Source organism: Mycolicibacterium hodleri, from assembly GCF_025822245.1.
GTDB classification, from domain to species: domain Bacteria; phylum Actinomycetota; class Actinomycetes; order Mycobacteriales; family Mycobacteriaceae; genus Mycobacterium; species Mycobacterium hodleri.
This window is the reverse complement of sequence record NZ_JACKTL010000043.1, coordinates 355465-379433: the sequence shown is the minus strand read 5'-3', so window position 1 is coordinate 379433 and position 23969 is coordinate 355465. Positions and strand designations below refer to the sequence as shown.

The following is a 23969-nucleotide window of genomic DNA, read 5'->3' as shown; positions in this document are numbered from 1 at the left end:
CACGCTGGCACCATGACCGAACCGACTCAGGCCGTCATCTCCAGAATGTCGTCCGACTTCGCCGCCATGGCCGCGTACCTGGCGCGGGCGTCGTCCGACTTGCGACAACTGGAACGCATGGTGGGCGAGCGGCCCGTGACACCCGTCGTCGGGCCGGTACCCGTGCCGCCACCTCCATCGCGTACGCCGCGGCCGGACGGTTGGATCGCCCGCGCACTGGCGGTCGCCGGCGTCGGTGTCACGTTGGTCGGCGTCGCACTGTTGCTCGTCCTCGCCGCCCAGGCCGGGATCCTGAGCCCCGGCTTCCGGGTCGTCGCCGGCGCCGCACTGGCGGCCGGCCTGGTCGCGGTCGCGTGGCGACTCGTCGATCGACCTGGCGGACGCGTCGGCGCAATCGCGTTGGCCGCCACGGGCATTGCCGCCGCCTACGTCGACGTCATCGCCGTCACGGCGATCTACCACTGGGTGTCGGCGCCCGTCGGGCTCGCCGTCGCGGCGGTGACCGCCGCCTCCGGACTGATGCTGGCGCGCCACTGGAACGCCGAACGGCTTGGGCTCCTCGTGCTGTTGCCGCTGCTCGGTCTCGGGCCCGTCGTGGCCGACGGCCTCACCGTGTTCGTCGGCTTCATGCTGACCCTCGGTGCCGTGTCGGTACCCGCACAGCTGGGCAGAGACTGGATCGGCATGCACGCGGCGCGGACGGCGGTGAGCACGCTGCCACTGCTGGTCGCGCTGGCGGTCACGAGCTTCGACTCCGGCCGATCGCCGGTGCTGGCGGTCGCGAGCTCGCTGGCCGCCGTTCTCGCGGTCGGCAGCGCGCTGATTCTGCTGCCGCACACCAGGCGCTCGGCCGCCATGGCGTGGTTGAGCGCGATGGGCACCGCCCCGGTGCTCGCCGTCTCGTTGGTCGTCGACGGCGTCGTGGCGGCGTCGCTGGCCGCCGCGACGTCGGTGGCGTTGTCGGGCGTCGTGCTCGCGGGAAACCGCGTCAACGCGGGCGGTGTGAACGTGCGGAGAATCTGGTCGGCCCTGGCCGCGGTGTCGGCTCTCGTCGCGGTTACGGTCGGATTCGACGGCCCGGTGGCAGGGCCGGTTCTGCTGTCGATGGCGGTCGTGATGGCCATCGCCGGCCGACGAAGTGAGGTGGCCCGCTGGTGCGCCGTCGGATTCGGCGTCGCGGGTGGTCTGCTCGATCTCGGGTACGTTCCACCGTCGCACTTGGTCGTGGCCACCGAGTTGAGCACGCCGAACGCCGCGTCGACGCTCGTCACCAGTCTTCTGTTGGTGGCCTGGGCCGTCGCCACCGCCCGGTCGTGGCACACCGACTGGTCCTGGGCCGCCGCGGCGGTGATCGCGCTGTATGCGACGACCACCTTCGCGGTGACCGCGGGCGTTCTGATCGGGGGAGAGGACCAGGGGTTCCTCGCCGGCCACGTGGCGGCGACCCTCTGCTGGGTCATGCTGGCGGCGGCCGTTCTCCGACACGGGGTGAAGGTGCCCCGCGACGAGCGTTCACTGCCGATCTGCGGGGGCATGGCGCTGGTGGCCGCCGCGGTGGCCAAGTTGTTCTTCTTCGACCTGGGGACGCTGGACGGCATCTTCCGCGTCGTGGTCTTCGTCGCGGCGGGGCTCGTGCTGCTGAGCATGGGAACCGGCTACGCGAGACTCCTCGCGCAGCAGAACGGTCGTGAGAACCGGGTCTAGGCGTCCGAACGCCGGCCGACGAGGTACCACGTCCGCATCGACCCCTTGCCCTTCACGTCGATCTCGCCACGTTCCTCGAAGTCGAACCGGTCACGCAACCGCCGGTAGACGTCGTGCGGCACTTGGATCCGCCCCTCCTCGTCGGTGGACTCCATCCGGGATGCGACGTTGACGGCGTCGCCCCACACGTCGTAGAAGAACTTGCGCGCCCCCACTACGCCCGCCACCACGGGTCCACTGGCAAGGCCGATGCGTAGGGGTACCTCACGACCTCGCGCGTCGACGAGACCCGAGACGGCCTCGGACATGTCCAGGGCGAGGCACGCAAGGGCTTCGAGGTGGTCGTCCCGCGGTTCCGGCACGCCGCTGACGACCATGTAGGAGTCACCGCTGGTCTTGATCTTCTCGAGGCCATGATGCTCGACGAGGGCGTCGAGGTCGGTGTAGAGGCCGTCCAGGAAGCGAACCAGCTCCGTCGGCGACGTGTCGCTCGTGCGCTTGGTGTAACCGGCGATGTCGGCGAAGAGGATGGACGCGTCGTCGTACCTGTCGGCGATGATCTGATGCCCGGGATCCTTCAGCCGGTCCGCGATCTTGGCCGGCAAGATGTTGGTGAGCAGCAACTCCGACCGGCGGTACTCGGACTCCATCGCCGCTTCCGCCCGGGCCGTTTCACGGAGCGCAAACCACACCGTGGCGACCACCAAGACCCAGGCGGCGATCGTGTTGACGACGAACCCCATCCGAAACGCCCACTCGGGTTGCGCACCGGTGTCGTGCGGGACGAGCAGTTCGAGGGCGATCACAGCGCCCGCTCCCAGCACGGCCATGACCGACGAGAGCGCGACGTGTTCGATGCCCAGGACGAGAAGCGCAATCGCTGCGGCGACGACGAAGTAGAAGTGCAGCCCGACTCCGCTGCCGACGACGATCGTGGACGCCGTGATGACCGCGTAGGCCACGACGTAGAACATCACGGGCGGAATCAGGTCGCCGTAGCGGTACAGGCGCGGGATGAGGAGGAACGCTCCCGCACCGGCGAGGTTCACGAAACCGAGCCACCACGCGTCGGTGTTGATGAGGAATTGCTGGACGCCGAAGAACACCCCGACAGCCGCGGCGATGCGGGTTGTCACCGTCAGCACACGACGCCGACGCGCGCTGGCCTCACTTGGGTGCCGGGCTCGTCCCCGTATGCGAATCCGCACGGCAGGGGCGGGCGTGCAGCCGGGGCGTCCAACGGGCAAACGCGACCCCGTCGACGCCTCGGACCCGTCCTCGATAGCCACCGTCAGAGCCTAGTCCCGATGCACCAAGCGCTTGCTACCAATATCAACACAGAGGTTAATAAAAACTGACTGGCACAGTCAGATTGGTTGCCAGGTTGGATACCCTATTTCCTGTAGCTGCACCCCCTGGCATGGCCGCTATGACCACCTTGTGGCGACACAGTCCGAAAACGTCGATTTTCATGGTTCTAGCTGCGGTTAACCGTTACAAAATTACACCAGTGGGATTCAAATGGTTAATTAACTCTTCCCCATCTGAACTTTGCTATAAAACAGGCATACGGTATCGAAATGCCAGGTGGGCAGCGGTCAAGATCGTTCCTGCGCAAATGTCGCGATCAGGTAACACCGTAAGCGTGACAGATTTGCTGAGGCATGAGTAAATGAGGCGAACCGGTTTGACGGCGACGACGATTCCCCCCGCTGAAAGTAGGAACCCATCCCATGAAGAAGACTCCTCGGGGCCTGCTCAAGACTCTCGCCACACGCAGTGTCATCGCCGCCATCCCCGTCGCCATGGTGAGTGCGTACGCAACCAACGTGGTCGCTCCGATGCCACCGCGAATCGCCGCCTACGAATATCAGCAGGTTGCCGAGATCACGGTGTCGCCGAACACGGTGGGCGTCGCCGCGTCCCCGCTCTACGGGCAGACGAAGGCGCAGATCGACCAACAGCTCAACGAGATGCAAGCCCTCGGCGTACAGAACATCCGCGTATTCGTTCCGTGGGGACTCGTCGACTACTTCGGCCCCTCGGCGCCGGGCAGCTTGTCCTGGGCGACCCTCGACCTGGTCATGCAGTCGGCCAAGGAACACGACATGGGCGTGCTGGCCGAGGTCGACAGCACCCCGCCCTATGCGGTCACCGCGGGCATCCCGGGCAGCGGCACACCCGATCCCGCGGCCTTTGCCGCCTTCATGACGAAGTTCGCCACCAAGTATGGCTCCACCGTCTCGGCCTATGAGATCTGGAACGAGCCGAACGCCGTTCTCTCCTCCAACCCCATCAACCCCGCCGCCTACGCGGCACTGGTCAAGGCGGCCTATCAGGCCATCAAACCAATCGACCCGACGGCCACCATCGTCGCGGGCGCCGTCGGCCACGTCGTCACCGTCGGCAACCTGACCATGGACCCCGTCGACTTCGTCAAGGCGATGATCGCCGCCGATCCCACCATCGGACAGTACTTCGACGCCCTGTCCTACCACCCATACGACGAAAGCCTTCCGTTCTCCCAGGGCAACGTGAACCCCAACTCGGGGATCTTCGCCTCGGACACGGCGTACAACCAGCTCAAGGACCTGATCGCACTCTTCCCCACCAAGAAGGTGTGGCTCTCGGAGTTCGGTGTGCCGACCTACTCCTACACCGACGCCAACGCGTACAACCAGCTCAAGGACCTGATCGCACTCTTCCCCACCAAGAAGGTGTGGCTCTCGGAGTTCGGTGTGCCGACCTACTCCTACACCGACGCCAACGGCGTCGTNCACACCGTCACCCAGGATCAGCAGGAAAAGCTCATCGCCGACCTGGTCAACAGCTGGGGGGCGGCCTTTGGGCAGAACGCCGGGCCGATCTTCCTCTACACCGGACGTGACACCCTCACCGGCAGCTCAAATCCCGAGGACAACTACGGACTGTGGGACATGTTGGGGCCTTTGGGCAGAACGCCGGGCCGATCTTCCTCTACACCGGACGTGACACCCTCACCGGCAGCTCAAATCCCGAGGACAACTACGGACTGTGGGACATGTTGGGGCAACCCAAGGAAGTCATCACCCAGTTCCTCGCCCAGTGGTACAAAGACCACCCACAAAACGTGACCACCCCGACCAATCCCGGCAACCCGGGAACACCGACGGACCCGTTTGCCGCGCTGATCCAAGCCATTACCCAGCAGATCCAGGCCTTTGCCACGCAGATTCAGGCGTCCGTTGCCGCGTTCGTTCAAGCGGTCGCCAACTTCTTCGCCGCCCTTGGCGGCACTCCTGCGGTGACGACTTCCGCACCGCTGTCGCTGAGGGTCGCCTCGGTGTCGACGGCGGACACGCCAAGCGCCGGCGCCGGCGCCGGCACCGAGGAAGCGGCCACCACCGCCAAGGGCGCAGAGGGAACGGAGGCTGTCGCCGAGACCGACAAGTCCACGACGGCCGAGCTCGAGGCGACGCCGAAAGCCGAAGTGACCGAGACGGTTACGACTCCCGCCGTCGTCGAGCCGGTAGCGGCGACGGTCGAACCCGTCGTCGCCGACCCGGTGGTGTCCGAAACGCCTGAGGCAACGACGGCGCCCGTGGCCACCGAACCGGCTTCGGCCAGCCCGACGTCGCCCACGGCGTCCAGCCCCACCGACTCGGGCGCGACCGCCGGCTCGACCATGACGGCCAAGCCCGACAGCTCGACCAAGCCCGACAAGGCCGACAGCTCGACCAAGGCCGACAGCTCGACCAAGCCCGACAGCTCGACCAAGCCCGACAAGACCGACAGCTCGACCAAGCCCGACAAGAGCGACACGGCGACGAAGCCCGACAAGGCGGACAAGCCCGGCAAGGCCGACACCAAGGACTCGGATTCGTCGACCACGTCGACGCGTCACTCGAAGGACAAGGGCGACAACGACGCTTCGGCCAACAAGGTCAAGCCCAAGACTGGCTCCGACGGAGCTGGCGCCGCCAAGGGATCCGACGCCAAGAGCGCGTCGCATTCCCCGAGCGGCAGTGGATCAGGCGGCGGCGGAGACGAGGGGTAGCCACCGTCCGCCTGAACCACCGCGTACCGCCGCGACTCCTGCCCCCGCAGGGTCGCGGCGGTTCGTGCGTCACGGGTCGGTCAACCGCACCCCGTGGCACAACAGGAGCGACCCCGCCACGCCTGCAGGCCTTCGCGAACGGCGACGGCGGCTATGACCAGACCCGCGACGGGATCTGCCCACGCCCACCCCACGAGTGAGTTGAGTAGCAAGCCCACCAGCAGCACCGCGGACATGTACGTGCACAGCAGGGTCTGCTTCGAGTCAGCGACCGCCGACCGCGAGCCGAGTTCTCTACCTGCATGCCGTATGCGCCCACGACAGGACGGGCATGACGGCCAAGCTGACCGCAGCGAGGGCGATGCCGATCCGCGACGGCTCCGCCTCACCGTGCCCGACGAGCGCGCGAACGGAGTCGCACGAGACGTAGGCGGCCAGGCCGAAGAATGACATGGCGATGACCCGAAGGGCGGTCTTCTCACGGACGTCGGGATCGCGACCGGCGAACTGCCATGCCACGGCGGCCGCCGACGACACTTCGATCACCGAATCCAGCCCGAACCCGAGCAGTGCGGCCGAGGACACCCGCGCTCCCTCGGCGAGGGCGATCACGGCTTCGACGACGTTGTAGGTGATGGTGGCCGCGACGAAGAACCGGATCCGACGGGACAGCACGCGCCGGCGGGGGACCGAGAGTGCGATGTCCTGCGCCATCAACAGCACTCTGGGTCGACGGCGAGCACCAGGCCCACCAGGTCGTTCAACGCGTGGGCTATGCGGGCGTCGGCCAGTTCGTAGCGGCTGCGTCGGCCCTCCGGGACGGCGACGACCAGTCCGCAACCCCGCAGACACGCCAGGTGATTGGAGACGATCTGCCGAGACACTTGCAACTCGTCGGCGAGATCGGACGGGTACCGAACGCCGTTTCGAAGACTTAGCAGGATGGACGCACGGGTGGGGTCGGAGAGGGCATAGCCGAAGCGAGCCAACGCATCCCGGGTAAGCAGTGTCTGCATTCCAAGACAGTACAGTCGAATCTGTACCGATGGAATGTTCGACTCGTGTGGTGCCCTCGGTGAGACTCGAACTCACACTGCACGGGTTTTGAATCCGTTTCCTCTGCCAATTGGGATACGAGGGCCATCGCGATGCGGCTTCCCACCTTAGAGGATCGGCCGAGCGGGCCGTCACGGCCCCGCGGTCGCCCTTCCGTGCAACTCACGCGACAATGACCCCATGACCGGGTCACCGGCGGACGCCGCCAAACCGCACCGTGTCCTCATTGCCGAGGACGAAGCACTCATTCGAATGGATCTCGCGGAGATGCTTCGCGAGGAGGGCTATGAGGTGGTGGGCGAGGCCGGTGACGGCCAAGAAGCGGTGGAGCTCGCCGAAAGCCTCCGACCCGACCTCGTGATCATGGACGTCAAGATGCCCCGGCGGGACGGCATCGACGCGGCCGCGGAGATCGCGACCAAGCGCATCGCGCCGATCTTGATCTTGACCGCCTTCTCCCAGCGTGAGCTGGTCGAGCGGGCCCGCGACGCCGGTGCGATGGCCTATTTGGTGAAGCCCTTCTCGATCACCGATCTGATTCCGGCGATCGAACTGGCGGTCAGCCGATTCGGCGAGATCTCCGCGCTGGAATCCGAGGTTGCCACGCTGTCCGACCGGCTCGAGACCCGCAAACTGGTCGAGCGCGCAAAGGGTTTGCTCCAGGCCAAGCAGAAGATGACGGAGCCCGAGGCGTTCAAGTGGATTCAGCGTGCCGCCATGGACCGTCGCACCACCATGCGGCGCGTCGCGGAGGTCGTCCTCGAGACCCTGGACACTCCCGAGACGTAACAACTGCGTGTCGTCGGATCGGGTTTTGCCCAGTCATACAGGCGACACCCAGCCCGCGTTCGTCAACATCGCGCACCGGCGCCGTGCGTTGGCTATGTTCTACCCGAAGCATCGGCGCCCCGGGCTGCGTGACCTGCGTTGCCGGTGCCAATGACAACGTTGACACGGAGGTGACACGTGCGCAGTCGTATGGCGCGTAATGCATTTGCTCTCGGGAGCGCGGGCTTGCTCGTGTTCGGTATCGCTGGCTGTAACCAGTCGGCACCCGAGGAGAGCACGTCCCAAGCAAACCTGAAGATCGTCGAACAGGTCCAGATCGACGAGAACGGTGCCGAGGTCAAGGCCGCCGAAGGCGTCAAGCCCGCCGATCCCACGGGTGACGGCAAGGCGACCTGCCCTCCGGTGTCGATCGCGATGGCGGGTGCCCTCAACGGCCCCGACGCGGCGTTGGGCATCAACATCAAGAACGGCGTGCAGCTGGCCATCGACAAGCACAACGCCGCCAACCCCGGCTGCCAGGTGCAGTTGAAGCCATTCGACACCGAGGGTGATCCGCAGAAGGCCACCGGCATCGCACCCCAGATCGTCGACGACCAGTACACGATCGGCTTGGTCGGTCCCGCGTTCTCCGGCGAGACCAAGGCCACCGGTACGGTCTTCGACCAGGCCGGCCTCGTCGCCGCGACGGCGTCGGCGACCAACCCGACGTTGAGCGAGAACGGCTGGAAGACCTTCTTCCGCGGTCTGGCCAACGACGGCGTGCAGGGACCCTCGGTGGCCAACTACCTGAAGAACACGTTGGGCTACAAGAAGATCTGCGTGGTCGACGACAGCACCGACTACGGTCTCGGCCTGGCCATCCCGGTGCGCCAGACCCTCGGGCCGGTTGCCGACTCGGCGTGCAACATCCAGGTCAAGAAGGGCGACAAGGACTTCTCCGCGGCGGTCACGCAGATCAAGGGCGTCAGCCCGGACGCCGTCTTCTACAGCGGCTACTACTCCGAAGCGGCGCCGTTCGTCCAGCAGCTGAAGGACGGCGGGGTCCAGGCGACGTTCGTCAGCGCCGACGGCACGAAGGACCCGGAGTTCGTCAAGCAGGCCGGTGAGTCCTCGAAGGGCTCGATCCTGTCCTGCCCGTGCGGTCCGGCCACCGGAACGTTCGCCGACGAGTACACCAAGAAGTTCGGTCAGGAGCCCGGCACCTACAGCACCGAGGGCTACGACCTCGGCACGATCATGCTGAAGGGCATCGACTCGGGTGCGATCACCCGGCCGGCACTGCTGGACTACGTCAAGAACTACAACGGTCAGGGCGTGGCGCGCAACTACCAGTGGTCGCCCACCGGTGAGCTCACCACCAACCTGATCTGGATCTTCAAGGTCCAGTAGTCGTCGACGCGAGGCGCGTCCGAGGCCGGCCGGCCCGGGCGCGCCTCGTGTCCATTTACCTACAAGGAGCCGCCACCGGTGTTAATGGCAGCCAACATCAACTTCAACGTCGACGGCCTCATCAGCGGCTTCTGGCAGTTGACCGTCGACGGTCTGTCGTGGGGTGCCATCTACGCGCTCGTGGCCGTGGGCTACACGCTGGTCTTCGGCGTTCTGCGACTCATCAACTTCGCCCACTCCGAGATCTTCATGTTCGGCATGTTCGGCGCCTATTTCTGCCTGGACATCATCCTGGGTTTCACGCCGAGCGGTAACGCCTACAACAAGGGCGTCCTGCTGACGATCGTGTACCTGGCGATCGCAATGGTCTTCGCGATGCTGGTATCCAGTTCGGCGGCAGTCGGTTTGGAGTTCATCGCCTACCGGCCGCTTCGCCGCCGCAACGCCCGGCCCCTGACGTTCCTCATCACCGCCATCGGCATGTCGTTCGTGCTGCAGGAGTTCGTGCACTTCATCCTGCCCCAGCTCATCAAGGGTTACGGCGGCTCGAACGCGCAGCAGCCGATCACCCTGGTGCAGCCCAAGACCCAGTTCACCATCTTCGGGGCGACGGTCTCCAACGTGACGCTGGTGATCATCGCCTCGGCGCTGGTACTCGCCCTGTTGACCGACATCGCGATCAACCGCACGAAGTTCGGCCGCGGCATCCGCGCGGTGGCTCAGGATTCGACGACCGCGACCCTGATGGGTGTCTCCCGCGAACGCATCATCATGACGACCTTCCTCATCGGTGGTCTGCTGGCAGGCGCGGCCGCACTGCTCTACACGCTCAAGGTCCCGCAGGGCATCATCTACTCCGGCGGATTCCTGCTCGGCATCAAGGCCTTCTCGGCGGCCGTTCTCGGCGGCATCGGGAATCTCCGAGGTGCGCTGCTCGGCGGTCTGATCCTCGGTGTGATGGAGAACTACGGCCAGGCGGTGTTCGGTACGCAGTGGCGCGACGTGGTCGCCTTCGTGCTGCTGGTGCTGGTGCTGCTCATCCGTCCGACCGGCATCCTCGGTGAGAGCCTCGGGAAGGCGCGCGCATGAGTCATCAGGCGGGATCGTCGACCCCCAAGGGTGGGTCGGCACAGCGACTTCTGGCTCCGGGCGACGGCTTGCGACGGTGGTGGGACGGCCTCGGGCGGCCGCAGAAATGGCTGTTCGGCATCATCGGCTTTGGGCTGCTGGCGCTGTTCCCGCTGTTCCCGCCGCCGTGGATCGCCACGACCGGAATCAGTCTCGGCGGCGTCATGGCTCAGTTCGTGATGATCGCAATCATCGCCATCGGCCTGAACGTGGTGGTGGGCCAGGCCGGTCTCCTGGACCTCGGGTACGTCGGCTTCTATGCCGTCGGCGCGTACACGGTGGCACTGCTCACCAGCCCGGACAGTCCGTGGAACAAGATGGGCGCCACCGGATTCTTCAGCAAGGACTGGGCGTGGTTGTCGTGTGTGCCCATCGCCATGGCGGTCACCGCGCTCGCGGGATTGATCCTCGGGACGCCGACCCTGCGACTGCGCGGTGACTACCTCGCCATCGTCACACTCGGATTCGGTGAGATCATCCGACTGCTCGCCGACAACCTCTCCGACGTCACCAACGGCTCCCGCGGTCTGAACCAGATCGCGTACCCGCGGGTGGGGGAGAGCGAACGCCTCCCCAACGGAGTGTTCTCCGCAGGCAACTCGACCGGCGACGCCAACTACGGCACCTGGTGGTTCTGGCTCGGTCTGCTGCTGATGGTCGGAATCCTGCTGCTGGTCGGCAATCTGGAGCGCAGCCGCGTCGGCCGCGCCTGGGTGGCGATCAGAGAGGACGAGGACGCCGCAGAGGTGATGGGCGTCAACACGTTCAAGTTCAAGCTGTGGGCCTTCGTGATCGGCGCCGGAATTGGCGGACTCTCCGGAGCGCTGTACGCCGGCCAGGTGCAGTACGTCGCCCCGACCAACTTCAACATCATCAATTCGATGCTGTTCCTCGTCGCGGTGGTGCTCGGCGGTCAGGGCAACAAGCTGGGCGTCATCTTCGGTGCGTTCATCGTCGTCTACCTGCCCAACCGCTTGCTCGGCGTGGAGGCGTTCGGCGTCAACCTCGGTGACCTGAAGTACCTGTTCTTCGGCCTCGCGTTGGTCGTAATGATGATCTTCAGGCCGCAGGGCCTGTTCCCGGTGCGCCAACAACTTCTTGCCTACGCCTCGTCGGCGAAGAAGCTGTTGAGTAAGGCCGACGACTCGAAGGCGGCGGCATGACCAACAGCGAGCCCGTGGTTGACGAAGAACTGGCGGCACTGCACCGCGAGGTGAAGGCCGCCGAGGGCGAAACACTGCTGCAGACTTCCGACTTGACCGTGAAGTTTGGCGGGTTGACGGCCCTGGACGCGGTGACGTTCGACATCAAGCGCGGTGAGATCCTCGGTCTCATCGGCCCGAACGGCGCCGGAAAGACGACGTGCTTCAACGCCATCACCGGGGTGTACCGGCCGACGTCGGGCACGGTGATGTTCGACGGTGCGCCGCTGGGCAAGATCAAGCGCCACGAGATCACCCGGCGGGGCATCGCCAGGACGTTCCAGAACATTCGGCTCTGGGGTGAGATGACGGCGCTGGAGAACGTCGTCGTGGGCACTGACGCCAGGCACAAGACGTCGGTCCCGGGCGCTCTCGTCCGTACGCCGCGGCACCGGCGCGAGGAGAAGTCGGCGATCGAGAAGGCCGCCGCACTGCTGCAATTCGTGGGCATCTCGCAACGCGCCGACGAGAAGGCCAAGAACCTGCCCTACGGCGATCAGCGTCGCTTGGAGATCGCCCGTGCGCTGGCCACCGAGCCCAAGCTGCTGTGCCTGGACGAGCCGGCCGCGGGATTCAACCCCAGCGAGAAGTCCGCCTTGATCGAGTTGATCCAGGCCATCCGCGACGACGGCTACACCGTGTTGCTCATCGAACACGACATGCGACTGGTCATGGGCGTCACCGACCGGATCGTGGTCCTCGAGTTCGGGCGCAAGATCGCCGACGGCCTGCCCGCCGACATTCGCGAGGACCCCAAGGTCGTCGCCGCCTACCTGGGAGTGCCCGATGACGACCTCGAATGAGACGACGGAGACTGCCGACGCCGATCCGCGGCCGGTGCTGCTCGAGGTGCGCGACGTCGTCGTGCACTACGGCAGAATCCAAGCGCTGCACGGTGTTTCACTGAAGGTGCACGACGGCGAGCTCGTCACGCTGCTCGGTTCCAACGGCGCGGGCAAGACCACCATGATGCGGGCGATCTCCGGCCTCCGGCCGCTGTCGTCTGGTTCGGTGTGGTTCGACGGTCAGGACGTCTCGAAGGTCAAGCCACACCGCCGGGTCACCGACGGGCTCATCCAGGCTCCGGAGGGTCGCGGCGTCTTCCCCGGCATGACGGTGGTGGACAACCTCGAAATGGGTTGCTACGGGCGGAAGTTCCCGACCAAGGCCGAGCACCGTGAACGTTTCGACTGGGTGATGGAGACGTTCCCACGGTTGGCGGAACGTCGAACACAGGTCGGCGGCACCCTCTCCGGAGGTGAGCAGCAGATGCTCGCGATCGGCCGGGCGTTGATGGCACGGCCCAAGGTGCTGCTCCTCGACGAACCGTCGATGGGTCTGGCGCCGATGGTCATCTCGCAGATCTTCAAGATCATCTCCGAGATCAACAAGCAGGGGACCACCGTGCTGCTGGTCGAACAGAACGCGCAGCAGGCGCTCAGCCGCTCCGACCGGGCCTACATCCTCGAGACCGGATCGGTCACCAGGGCGGGCGTCGCCCGAGATCTGTTGGCCGACGACAGCATTCGCGCGGCCTACCTCGGCGTCGCCTAGCGCGCGACGATCACCGACGAGCCGTGGCCGAAGAGACCCTGGTTCGCGGTGACGCCCACGGTGGCTCCCTCGACCTGACGGCCGATGGCCTGGCCCTTGAGCTGCCAGGTGAGCTCGCAGACTTGGGCGATGGCCTGGGCCGGGATTGCCTCGCCGAAGCACGCCAAGCCGCCCGACGCGTTGACCGGCACCCGGCCGCCGATGGTGGTGGCGCCGCTGCGCAGCAGTTCCTCGGCCTCGCCCTTGGCGCACAGGCCGAGGTGCTCGTACCAATCCAGTTCCAGCGCCGTCGACAGGTCGTAGACCTCGGCGAGTGACACGTCCTCGGGGCCGATGCCCGCCTCGGCGTAGGCGGCGTCGAGGATCTGGTCCTTGAACACCCGATCGGGAGCGGCGACCACGGCGGTGGAGTCGGTCGCGATGTCGGGCAGTTCGGGCAGGTGCTGCGGGTACCGCGGGGTCACGGTGCTGACGGCGCGCACCGACGGCACGCCCGCCAGCGAGCCAAGGTGCTTCTCGGCGAACGACTTCGAGGCGACGACGAGGGCGGCGGCGCCGTCGGAGGTCGCGCAGATGTCGAGCTGGCGCAGCGGGTCGGAGACCACGGGACTGGCCAGGACGTCGGCGATGGCGGACTCCTTGCGGTAGCGCGCATTCGGGTTCTGCAGGCCGTGGCGGGAGTTCTTGACCTTGACCTGGGCGAAGTCCTCGGAGGTGGCGCCGTAGAGGTCCATCCGCCGGCGGGCAAGCAGCGCGAAGTACACCGGGTTCATCGCGCCGATGAGGTGGAAGCGCTGCCAGTCCGGGTCGTTCTTGCGCTCGCCACCCACGGGCGCGAACGCGCCCTTCGGCGTGGTGTCGGCGCCGATGACGAGGGCGACGTCGCAGAAGCCGGCCAGGATGTGGGCGCGGGCGCTCTGCAGGGCTTGTGAGCCCGACGCGCAGGCGGCGTAACTGGAGCTGACGGGGACGCCGTTCCAGCCGAGCTTCTGCGCGAACGTCGACCCGGCGATGAAGCCCGGGTAGCCGTTGCGGATGGTGTCCGCGCCGGCGACGAGTTGGATCTGCTGCCAGTCGAGGCCGGCCTCGGCGAGCGCGGCGCGGGCGGCGACGACGCCGTATTCGGTGAAGTCGCGTCCCCACTTGCCCCAGGGATGCATGCCGGCGCCAAGGATGTAGAGCGGTTCCGGCGAGTTGGCGCTCATGCGATCCTCCAGGCGTACACGCTGCGGACGAAGCCGTCCTCGTCGGTGTAGAGCGGCATCGTGGTCAGCTCCATCTCCATGCCCACCTTCAGGTCCGCGGCAAGGGTGCCGTCGACCACCTTGCCCAGGATGATCAGACCCTCGTCGGCGAGTTCGACGGCGGCGATCGCGAACGGCTCGAAGGGGTCCGACACCGGGTAGGGCGCGGGCGGGGGATAGCGGTTCTCGGTGTAGCTCCACAGCGTTCCGCGACGGGAGAGCGGCACCTGCTCGAGGTCCTCGCCGGTACACGCCGGGTTGGGGCAGTTGTTCTCCCGCGGCGGGAACACGTACGTGCCGCACCGCGTGCACTTGCCGGCGATCAGATGGGCAACCCCGTCGTCGTCGACGGTGAACCATCCGTCGATGGCCGGTAGTTGCGCGGAGGCGTCCGTTGATCCTGGCACCGGGTCAGACTAATGGATGTCGGCGCCCAAACTGCAACGTGTTGCAGTTTGGGCGCGACGGACTAGCTCCCGTCTGCACGGGTGGCCTGGCGATAGGTGATGGTGGCGGCGGCGATGCGGGCGGGTTCGGCGACGTCCCTGAGCATCTTGCGACTGGCGGCTACGACGTCGGCGGTCTCGGTGCGACGACGACTCTCGTAGTTGCGCAATCCATTCCGCGGATCGGCCCCAAGCTCCTCGGCGAGCACGACCGCATCGATGATCGCCTGCGTGCCGCCGTTGGCTCCGGCCGGGTACATCGGGTGGGCGGCGTCACCCAGCAGCGTGACCCGACCGTGGCCGGCGGGATCGGACCACCACGGCAACGGGTTGCGGTCGACCATGGGGTACTCGAGAACGGAGTCGGCGCCGCGCACCAGCGCCTCGAGGTCGAGCCAATCCATCCGGAGGTGGGCGAGGTGCTCGACGACGGTTTCCGGAGCGGCCGGCGCGTTCCAGTTCGCGTCCCCCGGCAACAGCGCCCCACGCGATCCCTCGTCGACCTGCACGACCCAGTTGACCAGCCCGTCGCCGATCGGGTAAGTCACGACGTCGACGCCGCCACCGCCCGCGATGATGACCATCGTCTCGCCGTCGAGGAACGGCGCCGTCCGCGTCGCGCCGCGGAACATCCGCACGCCAGACCACAGCAGGGGATCGTCCTCGGGGTGCACCTGGGCGCGCACCGACGAGTGAATGCCGTCGGCGCCAATCAAGACGTCGGCGAACAGCGGTCCACCGGTCGTGTGGACGAGCACTCCGTCGACCGACTCCTCGAACCCCGTCAGCCCGTGACCGGTCCGAACGGCGTTGGGACCCAGTCGGTCGTGCACCTCCGCCAAGAGCTGGGCCTGGAGTCGACCGCGATGGACCGAGAGTTGGGGCCAGCGATAGCCGCCCTCGACGCCGCGCGGCTCGCGGAAGATCAGACGGCCGTTGGCGTCGTGGAATTCGATCGCCCGTGGCGCGACGGCGTGGCGAGCCACCTCGTCGGCCATTCCGAGACGATCGAGTGCGGCGACCGCGCGCGGCTGAAGGTTGATGCCCACCCCCAGCGGTGCCAATTCGCGGGCGCGGTCGACGACGATCGCCTCGATGCCGTGAGCGTGGAGCGCGACTGCGGCGGCAAGTCCGCCGATGCCCGCTCCCGCGATGAGAACTCGGATGTGTGTCATGCCATTCAGCGTCGAGCGACCGGAGGCATAAGTCCAATACACATTCGAGTGCCGAACTATCGTGATTGCTTATGGAACTGCGTCAACTCGAATACCTGGTCGCGGTCGCCGAACTCGCCAACTTCACCCGGGCCGCCGAGCGGCTCCACGTCGCGCAGCCGGCGGTCAGCGCCCAGATCCGCAAGCTCGAGCGCGAACTCGGCCAGCCGCTGCTGGACCGGTCGACGCGGACCGTCCGCCTGACCGCCGCGGGCGAGGCGGTGTTACCGCACGCAAAGGCGGCGCTGGCGTCCGTAGGCAACGTGACGCGGGCGGTCGACGAGCTCACCGACCTGGTCAGCGGCTCCGTCGCCATCGGCACCGTGACCGCCCACGACGTCGACGTCGCCGGGCTGCTCGCCGACTTCCACGCCGCCCACCCCGGCGTCGAGATCACCTTGAGCACAGACAATTCCGACGTTCTGATCGATCGATTGCGCAGTGGCGCGCTGGATGCGGCGATCGTGTCGATGGGCACCGACGAACGCCCCGAGGGCCTCGACGTCGACGTGGTGACCGACGAAGCTATCGACGCAGCGGTGAGTCTCGACGACGCGTTGGCGGGGACGACGACGATCGAGTTGGCTGAGCTGGCCCAGAGATCACTGATCGCCCTTCCAGCCGGTACGGGCCTTCGAAGCCGGCTCGACCACGCGTTCGCCGCCGCGGGACTGTCGGCGCACGTCGCCTTCGAGGCGTCGACCCCGATCGCGTTGGCCGAATTGGCCGAACGGGGTCTCGGCGTCGCCATCGTGCCGAGCTCGGTGGCTCGGACCAGGCCCGCGCTGCACGCGGTGACGATCACGCCGGCGATGCGTGGCCGTCTGGTGCTCGCCGCGCGGTCGACCGGCCGATCAGCCCGGCCACCGCAGTCCTGCTGCAGATGGCACGGCGTCTCATCCGTGTCGGCGGGGGTGAATAGAGTGAGGGCGTGAGCCCCGCCAAGACCGACACCAAGCCCACATTGATGCTTTTGGACGGCAACTCGCTGGCGTTCCGGGCCTTCTACGCGCTGCCCGCAGAGAACTTCAAGACCCAGGGCGGGCTGACCACCAACGCGGTGTACGGCTTCACGGCGATGCTGATCAACCTGCTCCGCGACGAGCAGCCCACCCACATCGCCGCCGCCTTCGACGTGTCCCGGCAGACGTTCCGCTCCGAGAAGTACCCCGAGTACAAGGCGGGCCGCTCGGCGACGCCCGACGAGTTCCGCGGGCAGATCGACATCACCAAGGAAGTCCTCGTGGCGCTCGGCATCACCGCGCTGGCCGAGCCCGGCTTCGAGGCCGACGACATCATCGCGACGTTGGCCACCCAGGCCGAGGCCGAGGGCTACCGCGTGCTCGTCGTGACCGGCGACCGGGACGCGCTGCAGCTCGTCAGCGACGACGTCACGGTGCTCTATCCACGCAAGGGCGTGTCCGAGCTGACCCGGTTCACCCCCGAGGCCGTCGTCGAGAAGTACGGTCTGACGCCCACCCAGTACCCCGACTTCGCGGCGCTGCGCGGCGACCCGAGCGACAACCTCCCCGGCATTCCCGGCGTGGGGGAGAAGACGGCGTCCAAGTGGATCGTCGAATACGGCTCGCTGCAGGCACTAGTGGACAAGGTCGACACCGTCAAGGGCAAGGTGGGGGAGTCCTTGCGCGCCAACCTCTCCCACGTCATCCTGAACCGCGACCTGACCGAACTGGTCAAGGACGTCCCGCTGCCCCAGACGCCCGACACGCTGCGGATGATGCCGTGGGACCGCGACCAGATCCATCGGCTCTTCGACGACCTGGAATTCCGGGTGCTGCGCGACCGGCTGTTCGACACCCTCGCCTCGTCCGATCCCGAAGTGGACCAGGGGTTCGACGTGCGCGGCGGGGCGCTGGAACGCGGCACGCTGGCGGCGTGGCTCGCCGAGCACGGCACCGGTCAACGGTTCGGCCTCGCCGTGGTGGGCAATCACCTGGCCTTCGACTCCGACGCGACCGCGCTGGCCATCGTCTCGGCCGACGGAGAGGGCTGCTATCTGGACACCACCGCCCTCGATCCCGCCGACGAGGCGGCGCTGGCCGCGTGGCTCGCCGATCCTGCGATCCCGAAGTCGCTGCACGAGGCCAAGCTCGCGATGCACGACCTCGCGGGTCGCGGGTGGCTGTTGAAGGGCGTCACGTCCGACACCGCGCTGGCGGCGTATCTGGTCCGCCCGGGTCAGCGCAGCTTCGCCCTCGACGACCTCGCGGTGCGGTACCTCAAGCGTGAGTTGCGAGCGGAAAACCCTGAGCAACAACAACTCTCGCTGCTCGACGACGAGGACGGGGTCGACGACCAAGCCGTCCAGACGTTGCTCTTGCGCGCCTCCGCGGTCGCCGACCTCGCCAACGCCCTGGACGAAGAGCTGGCCAGGATCGACTCCTCGGCGCTGCTGGGCGACATGGAGCTTCCGGTCCAGCGGGTGCTGGCGCAGTTGGAGGCGACCGGCATCGCGATCGACACGGACCTTCTTGGCCAGTTGCAGAGTCAGTTCGCCGACCTGATCCGCAACGCCGCCGAGGCCGCCTACGCCGTGATCGGCAAGCAGATCAACCTCGGCTCGCCCAAACAGCTGCAGGTGGTGCTGTTCGACGAGCTGGAGATGCCGAAGACCAAGCGCACCAAGACCGGTTACACCACCGACGCCGACGCGCTTCAGGGGCTCTTCGACAAGACCGGACACCCGTTCCTGCAGCACCTGCTCGCCCACCGGGACGCCACCCGGCTGAAGGTCACCGTCGACGGTCTGCTCGCCGCGGTGGGCTCCGACGGCCGCATCCACACCACGTTCAACCAGACCATCGCGGCGACCGGGCGGCTGTCGTCGACCGAGCCGAATCTGCAGAACATCCCGATTCGCACCGAGGCCGGTCGCGAGATCCGCAACGGCTTCGTCGTCGGCGACGGCTACGCCGAACTCATGACCGCGGACTACAGCCAGATCGAGATGCGGATCATGGCCCACCTGTCGAAGGACGAGGGCCTGATCGAGGCGTTCAACACCGGTGAAGACCTGCACTCGTTCGTCGCCTCCCGGGCCTTCGGCGTGCCGATCGACGAGGTGACCCCGGAACTGCGTCGCCGCGTCAAGGCCATGTCCTACGGGTTGGCCTACGGATTGAGCGCCTACGGGCTCGCGGCCCAGCTGAAGATCTCCACCGAGGAGGCCAAGCTACAGATGGACGCGTACTTCTCACGCTTCGGCGGGGTGCGCGACTATCTGCAGTCCGTCGTCGACCAGGCCCGCAAGGATGGCTACACCTCGACGGTGCTGGGCAGGCGGCGCTACCTGCCGGAGCTGGACAGCAGCAACCGCAACGTCCGGGAGGCCGCCGAGCGGGCGGCGTTGAACGCCCCGATCCAGGGCAGCGCAGCCGACATCATCAAGGTGGCGATGATCAACACCGACGCCGCGATTCGCGACGCCGGACTGAAGTCCCGAATGCTCCTGCAGGTCCACGACGAGCTGCTCTTCGAGGTCGCCGACGGTGAGCGCGAGCGTCTCGACGAACTGGTCCGGGAGGAGATGGGCGGGGCCTACCCGCTCGACGTGCCGCTAGAGGTGTCGGTCGGATACGGCCGCAGCTGGGATGCGGCGGCGCACTAGCCGCCCGGTGCGCGGTAGGCGGCGACCGCCTGCAGTACCGGCGCCGCCGCCCGCGCCGCGTACACCGCGTAGGTCTCCTCGTTCAGCAGGGCGTACACCCTGGCGTCGCCGAAGCCCCTGTCGACGCGATCCTTGACGAAGGCGAGTTCGACCACCTGCGCGGCGAAGTCCTTGACTCCCTTTGCCGCTGGCTTGCCGGCGAACCGCGTGACCTCCGCGAGCGCCGACTTTCTGGCGCGAATCGAGGTCAACCAGGTGGCTTCGTTGGGGGTCACCAGGCCGGCGGCCACCATGCCAGGCAGTTTCGCGGCCACGATCCGCTGTTCCCGGCGGCGACTGGTCACCGCGAGAACGATCGCCAGCCCGAACACCGGCACCATCCACAGCGCGTAGACGAGGAAGTACGCCTCGATGCCGAAGAAGGAGGAGCCGTTCCACAACGCGTGCATCACCACGGCGCCGGCGTACCCGGCCAGGATGCAGCCCACCTTGGCGAGTGGGTCGCGGCGCTGCAGGCCGACGTGGACGCCGATCGCCGTCATCGTCGTGAACAGCGGGTGTGCGAACGGGCCCATGACGAGCCGCAGCCCGGCGGTGGCCAGGGAGCCACCGAGGGATTCGCCGCCGCCGATGTAAGCGATGTTCTCCAGCCAGGCAAACCCGGCAGCCACGATGCCGGCGTAGACCAGGCAGTCGGTCAGCGAGTTGAGTTCGTTGCGGCGGCGGCCGGTCATCATGACCAACAGGAAGGCGCCCTTGGCGGCCTCCTCGACGATCGGCGCCACGATGGCGAGCGTGACGAACTCGTCGGTGGCCGCCTGACCCGTGGCAAGCAGGGACCCGAAGACCAGCTCCAGGATCACCGAGACCACGACCGCGACCGATGCACCCCAGGTGAACGCCAGGACCAGCAGGCGCGGGGGCTCGGGTTCCCACCGGTCCAACCACAGGTAGGCCAGCAACACCAGGGCCACGGCCACGGTGGCGAGCACGAAGCCGATTGACGTACCGGCGGGGTTCACGGCCGTCAGCAGGATCACCGACAGCCCCGCCACGATCCCCATCGCGATGATGGCGCCCAAGGGTGCGCCCACCTTGCGGATCTTGCGGGGCAACGGCGCAGAGGGGTGCGACACGTTTGGCAGCGTAGCGGTCGCTCAGACCCAGGTTTGTCCAGCGTGTATCCGGTCGAGTAGGCTCTTCGGGTACCCGTGTGCGCGCTCGACGCGCGTAGCACCAGTACACACCATCACACCCGTCCCTACGATAAAACCTGTCCGGAGCCACCCACCAAATGCCAAGCCCCTCCATCACCTCGCCGCAAGTAGCCATCAACGACATTGGCTCGGCCGAGGATTTCATGGCCGCGATCGACAAGACCATCAAGTACTTCAACGATGGCGACATCGTCGAGGGAACGATCGTCAAGGTCGACCGCGACGAAGTCTTGCTCGACATCGGTTACAAGACCGAAGGCGTCATCCCTTCTCGTGAACTCTCGATCAAGCACGACGTCGACCCCTCAGAGGTTGTGTCCGTCGGCGACGAGATCGAAGCGTTGGTCCTCACCAAGGAGGACAAGGAAGGTCGCCTGATCCTGTCCAAGAAGCGCGCTCAGTACGAGCGCGCCTGGGGCACCATCGAGGAGCTCAAGGAAAAGGACGAGGCCGTCAAGGGCACCGTCATCGAGGTCGTCAAGGGCGGCTTGATCCTCGACATCGGCCTTCGTGGCTTCCTCCCGGCGTCGCTGGTGGAGATGCGTCGTGTTCGCGATCTGCAGCCGTACATCGGCAAGGAGATCGAGGCCAAGATCATCGAGCTCGACAAGAACCGCAACAACGTGGTCCTGAGCCGTCGGGCCTGGCTCGAGCAGACGCAGTCCGAGGTGCGCAGCGAGTTCCTCAACCAGCTGCAGAAGGGTGCCGTCCGCAAGGGCGTCGTCAGCTCCATCGTCAACTTCGGTGCCTTCGTGGACCTGGGTGGCGTCGACGGCCTGGTGCACGTCTCCGAGCTGTCCTGGAAGCACATCGACCACCCCTCCGAGGTCGTCACGGTGGGCGACGAGGTCACCGTCGAGGTGCTCGACGTCGACATGGATCGCGAGCGGGTTTCGCTGTCGCTCAAGGCAACTCAGGAAGATCCGTGGCGCCACTTCGCGCGTACCCACGCGATCGGCCAGATCGTGCCCGGCAAGGTCACCAAGCTGGTGCCGTTCGGTGCGTTCGTCCGCGTCGAAGAGGGCATCGAGGGCCTGGTGCACATCTCGGAGCTCTCGGAGCGCCACGTCGAGGTCCCGGACCAGGTCGTCCAGGTCGGCGACGACGCCATGGTGAAGGTCATCGACATCGATCTCGATCGTCGTCGCATCTCGCTGAGCCTCAAGCAGGCCAACGAGGACTACACCGAGGAGTTCGACCCGTCGAAGTACGGCATGGCCGACAGCTACGACGACGCGGGCAACTACATCTTCCCCGAGGGCTTCGACTCCGAGACCAACGAGTGGCTCGAGGGCTTCGAGAAGCAGCGTGACGAGTGGGAGGCCCGGTACGCCGAGGCCGAGCGTCGCCACAAGATGCACACCGCGCAGATGGAGAAGTTCGCGGCAGCCGACGCGGAGGCGGCCAGCAGGCCCGCCACCGCCAACAGCTCCTCGTCCTCGACGTCGTCCAGCTCGGGTCCCGAGTCCACCGGCGGAACGCTGGCCAGCGATGCTCAGCTGGCCGCGCTGCGGGAGAAGCTCGCGGGCAACGCCTAGCACGTAGTACGACAGGACGCCCCGGCCATCAGGCCGGGGCGTTCGTCGTCTGCGGGGTCCTGACAGACTGGCCCCATGCTGCGAATTGGGCTGACGGGTGGAATCGGCGCCGGCAAGTCGACGGTGTCCTCGGCGTTCAGCGAACTCGGCGGGATCGTCGTCGACGGTGACGTCATCGCCCGCGAGGTGGTCCAACCCGGCACCGAGGGACTGGCCGCTCTGGTGGAGGCGTTCGGGTCGGAGATCCTGCTGCCCGACGGCGCACTGAACCGTCCGGCCCTGGCTGCCATCGCGTTCCCCGACGACGAGAAGCGCGCGACGCTGAACGGGATCGTGCATCCGTTGGTGGGTGCACGGCGTGCCGAGCTGATCGAGGCGGCCCCGGCCGACGCCGTGATCGTCGAGGACATTCCGCTGCTGGTGGAGTCGCAGATGGCGGCGCTGTTCCCGTTGGTGATCGTCGTCGACGCCGACCAGGACGTCCGCGTCCGCCGACTGATCGAGCACCGCGGCTTCACCGAGGCCGACGCCCGCGCCCGCATCGCGGCCCAGGCGACCGAGGAGCAACGGCGCGCCGTCGCCGACGTCTGGCTTGACAACTCCGGCACCGCCGAGGAGTTGGCGGCGGCCGCCCGCACGCTGTGGCACGACCGGATCGTGCCGTTCGCCGACAACCTCCGGCAGTCGACGCCGGCGCGGGCGCTGCCGCGGTTGGTGCCCGCCGACCCGACGTGGCCCAAGCAGGCGGACCGCATCGTGGCCCGACTTCGAACCGCGTGCGGGCACCACGCGATTCGGGTCGACCACATCGGGTCGACGTCCGTGCCGGGACTGGACGCCAAGGACGTCGTCGACGTGCAGGTCACCGTCGCGTCGTTGGACGTCGCCGACGAACTCGCCGATGCGCTACTGGCGGCGGGATACCCGAAGGTGGAGGGTCTGACCGCCGACGTCGCGCACACCGACGACGTCGCGTCGTGGCAGAAGCGCCTGCACGCCTCCGGTGACCCCGGCCGACCGACGAACGTGCACCTGCGCGTCGACGGTTGGCCCAATCAGCGGTTCGCCCTGCTGTTCCGCGACTGGCTCGTCGCGGACGCGGACGTGCGGGCCGAGTACCTGGCCCTCAAGCGCGCCGTGGCGACCGGGGAGCCCGAGACGACCGGTGACTACGCCGATGCGAAGGAGCCGTGGCTCGTCGAGGCGTACCGCCGCGCGTGGGAGTGGGCGGACGCGACCGGCTGGCAGCCCTGAGATTCAGGAGGCAGGCGCCGGTGCGGGTTCTGCCGGTGCCGGGTCGGGGGCGTCGACCGGAGCGGTGTTGCCCGTCGGGAAGTTGGCCACCGTGCCGCAGCTGAGGACGCCGTAGCCGGGATCGTTGTGCTGCGGGGTGAGCCGGGGCGCGACGAACTGGTCAGCCTCCGCGATGATCTGGTCGTTGACCAGGATCTCGCAGTGCAGGCTCGCCGAGTATGGCCATTGGATGGCGACCTGCATGCCGGTCTTCTGGGTCTGCGTCACGACGCCGGTCGCCTCGAACGTCCGGCCGGGCACCATCGTCGGCGTCGCGGTGTTCACCTGGTCGTCGGCGATGGCGTAGCTGATGGTGGCCCCGCGTGACACCCCGTCGACCCGCGCCCGGTAGACCACGTTGTACGGACCGGGGCCCAGGTCGACCGTGGCGTCCGGTGGTGGGGGAGCGACGGCCGACTGGTCGGTGGCGTCGGGATCTGCCTGGGCGAGGGCCGGCATCATCTGAGTGCCGAACAGCAGGGCGGCCGCCGCGGCGCCGGCCACCAGCCCACACTTAGTCAAGCTCATAAA

At 67.1% G+C, this 23969-nt stretch carries 20 protein-coding genes, 1 tRNA gene and 1 pseudogene; 13 read left to right on the top strand and 9 right to left on the bottom strand.

All coding sequences use genetic code 11. The features are described from left to right. Positions 1-12: 12 nt before the first annotated feature. A complete protein-coding gene (locus H7J06_RS20265; RefSeq protein WP_264040822.1) occupies positions 13-1704 on the top strand; it encodes a DUF2339 domain-containing protein in 1692 nt (563 codons plus the stop codon). On the opposite strand, the gene H7J06_RS20260 is transcribed toward H7J06_RS20265, so the two are convergent. Continuing rightward, on the bottom strand, positions 1701-2951 hold the full coding sequence (locus H7J06_RS20260) for an adenylate/guanylate cyclase domain-containing protein (RefSeq protein ID WP_372515366.1): 1251 nt from the start codon (positions 2949-2951) through the stop codon (positions 1701-1703). The two genes, H7J06_RS20265 and H7J06_RS20260, sit on opposite strands and share 4 nt — an antisense overlap. Before the next feature lie 486 nt (positions 2952-3437). Here H7J06_RS20260 and H7J06_RS20255 point away from each other — a divergent pair, with 486 nt between their 5' ends. Both H7J06_RS20255 and H7J06_RS20250 read left to right on the top strand, forming a co-directional pair. Next, the gene (locus H7J06_RS20255) at positions 3438-4817 is read left to right on the top strand and encodes a cellulase family glycosylhydrolase (protein ID WP_264040820.1); all 1380 of its coding nucleotides are present in this window, start codon (positions 3438-3440) and stop codon (positions 4815-4817) included. Next, positions 4814-5740 (top strand): hypothetical protein, encoded by a 927-nt coding sequence (locus H7J06_RS20250; protein WP_264040819.1) that lies wholly within the window; start codon positions 4814-4816, stop codon positions 5738-5740. The genes H7J06_RS20255 and H7J06_RS20250 overlap by 4 nt, the downstream gene beginning before the upstream one ends. An 80-nt stretch (positions 5741-5820) precedes the next feature. Here H7J06_RS20250 and H7J06_RS20245 read toward each other — a convergent pair. The 3 genes and pseudogenes from H7J06_RS20245 to H7J06_RS20235 form a co-directional block, all read right to left on the bottom strand. Further along, a pseudogene (locus H7J06_RS20245) lies at positions 5821-6454 on the bottom strand (cation efflux transmembrane domain-containing protein). Further along, complete coding sequence (locus H7J06_RS20240) at positions 6454-6756, bottom strand: ArsR/SmtB family transcription factor (RefSeq protein ID WP_264040818.1); 303 nt, start codon at positions 6754-6756, stop codon at positions 6454-6456. Before H7J06_RS20240 ends, H7J06_RS20245 begins: the two are co-directional and overlap by 1 nt. A 48-nt stretch (positions 6757-6804) precedes the next feature. After that, a tRNA-Leu gene (locus H7J06_RS20235) sits at positions 6805-6881 on the bottom strand. Between the two features lie 95 nt (positions 6882-6976). Between H7J06_RS20235 and H7J06_RS20230 the strand changes: the two genes are divergently transcribed. The 6 genes from H7J06_RS20230 (at position 6977) to H7J06_RS20205 (ending at position 12858) form a co-directional block, all read left to right on the top strand. Further along, on the top strand, positions 6977-7585 hold the full coding sequence (locus H7J06_RS20230; RefSeq protein ID WP_264040816.1) for a two-component system response regulator PdtaR: 609 nt from the start codon (positions 6977-6979) through the stop codon (positions 7583-7585). 177 nt (positions 7586-7762) lie between these two features. Then, entirely contained in the window at positions 7763-8974 is a 1212-nt protein-coding gene (locus tag H7J06_RS20225) for a branched-chain amino acid ABC transporter substrate-binding protein (protein ID WP_264040815.1), read from the top strand. Between the two features lie 84 nt (positions 8975-9058). Next, entirely contained in the window at positions 9059-10063 is a 1005-nt protein-coding gene (locus tag H7J06_RS20220) for a branched-chain amino acid ABC transporter permease (RefSeq protein WP_264040881.1), read from the top strand. After that, positions 10060-11265, top strand: coding sequence for a branched-chain amino acid ABC transporter permease (locus H7J06_RS20215; RefSeq protein ID WP_264040814.1), 1206 nt, complete (start codon positions 10060-10062; stop codon positions 11263-11265). The genes H7J06_RS20220 and H7J06_RS20215 overlap by 4 nt, the downstream gene beginning before the upstream one ends. Further along, positions 11262-12107: an ABC transporter ATP-binding protein gene (locus H7J06_RS20210; RefSeq protein WP_275079610.1), complete on the top strand. Its 846-nt coding sequence runs from the start codon at positions 11262-11264 to the stop codon at positions 12105-12107. Before H7J06_RS20215 ends, H7J06_RS20210 begins: the two co-directional genes overlap by 4 nt. Continuing rightward, a complete protein-coding gene (locus tag H7J06_RS20205) occupies positions 12091-12858 on the top strand; it encodes an ABC transporter ATP-binding protein (RefSeq protein WP_264040813.1) in 768 nt (255 codons plus the stop codon). The genes H7J06_RS20210 and H7J06_RS20205 overlap by 17 nt, the downstream gene beginning before the upstream one ends. On the opposite strand, the gene H7J06_RS20200 is transcribed toward H7J06_RS20205, so the two are convergent. The 3 genes from H7J06_RS20200 to H7J06_RS20190 form a co-directional block, all read right to left on the bottom strand. Continuing rightward, on the bottom strand, positions 12855-14063 hold the full coding sequence (locus tag H7J06_RS20200) for a lipid-transfer protein (RefSeq protein ID WP_264040812.1): 1209 nt from the start codon (positions 14061-14063) through the stop codon (positions 12855-12857). The two genes, H7J06_RS20205 and H7J06_RS20200, sit on opposite strands and share 4 nt — an antisense overlap. Beyond that, positions 14060-14509: a Zn-ribbon domain-containing OB-fold protein gene (locus H7J06_RS20195; protein WP_264040811.1), complete on the bottom strand. Its 450-nt coding sequence runs from the start codon at positions 14507-14509 to the stop codon at positions 14060-14062. The genes H7J06_RS20200 and H7J06_RS20195 overlap by 4 nt, the downstream gene beginning before the upstream one ends. Before the next feature lie 62 nt (positions 14510-14571). Continuing rightward, on the bottom strand, positions 14572-15723 hold the full coding sequence (locus tag H7J06_RS20190; protein WP_264040810.1) for an FAD-dependent monooxygenase: 1152 nt from the start codon (positions 15721-15723) through the stop codon (positions 14572-14574). Between the two features lie 71 nt (positions 15724-15794). Between H7J06_RS20190 and H7J06_RS20185 the strand changes: the two genes are divergently transcribed. Further along, positions 15795-16697, top strand: coding sequence for a LysR substrate-binding domain-containing protein (locus H7J06_RS20185; RefSeq protein WP_372515360.1), 903 nt, complete (start codon positions 15795-15797; stop codon positions 16695-16697). A 32-nt stretch (positions 16698-16729) separates the two neighbouring features. Further along, the gene (polA, locus tag H7J06_RS20180; protein WP_264040879.1) at positions 16730-19390 is read left to right on the top strand and encodes a DNA polymerase I; all 2661 of its coding nucleotides are present in this window, start codon (positions 16730-16732) and stop codon (positions 19388-19390) included. Here polA and H7J06_RS20175 read toward each other — a convergent pair. Next, the gene (locus H7J06_RS20175) at positions 19387-20535 is read right to left on the bottom strand and encodes a PrsW family intramembrane metalloprotease (protein ID WP_264040878.1); all 1149 of its coding nucleotides are present in this window, start codon (positions 20533-20535) and stop codon (positions 19387-19389) included. The genes polA and H7J06_RS20175 overlap by 4 nt on opposite strands. A gap of 149 nt (positions 20536-20684) precedes the next feature. On the opposite strand from H7J06_RS20175, the gene rpsA reads away from it, so the two are divergent. Then, positions 20685-22145: a 30S ribosomal protein S1 gene (gene rpsA, locus H7J06_RS20170; protein ID WP_264040809.1), complete on the top strand. Its 1461-nt coding sequence runs from the start codon at positions 20685-20687 to the stop codon at positions 22143-22145. A 75-nt stretch (positions 22146-22220) separates the two neighbouring features. Then, positions 22221-23399 (top strand): dephospho-CoA kinase, encoded by a 1179-nt coding sequence (gene coaE, locus H7J06_RS20165; RefSeq protein WP_264040807.1) that lies wholly within the window; start codon positions 22221-22223, stop codon positions 23397-23399. A gap of 3 nt (positions 23400-23402) precedes the next feature. Here the strand turns inward: coaE and H7J06_RS20160 are convergent, their stop codons facing one another. Continuing rightward, on the bottom strand, positions 23403-23966 hold the full coding sequence (locus tag H7J06_RS20160; RefSeq protein WP_264040806.1) for a hypothetical protein: 564 nt from the start codon (positions 23964-23966) through the stop codon (positions 23403-23405). Between the last annotated feature and the right edge of the window lie 3 nt (positions 23967-23969).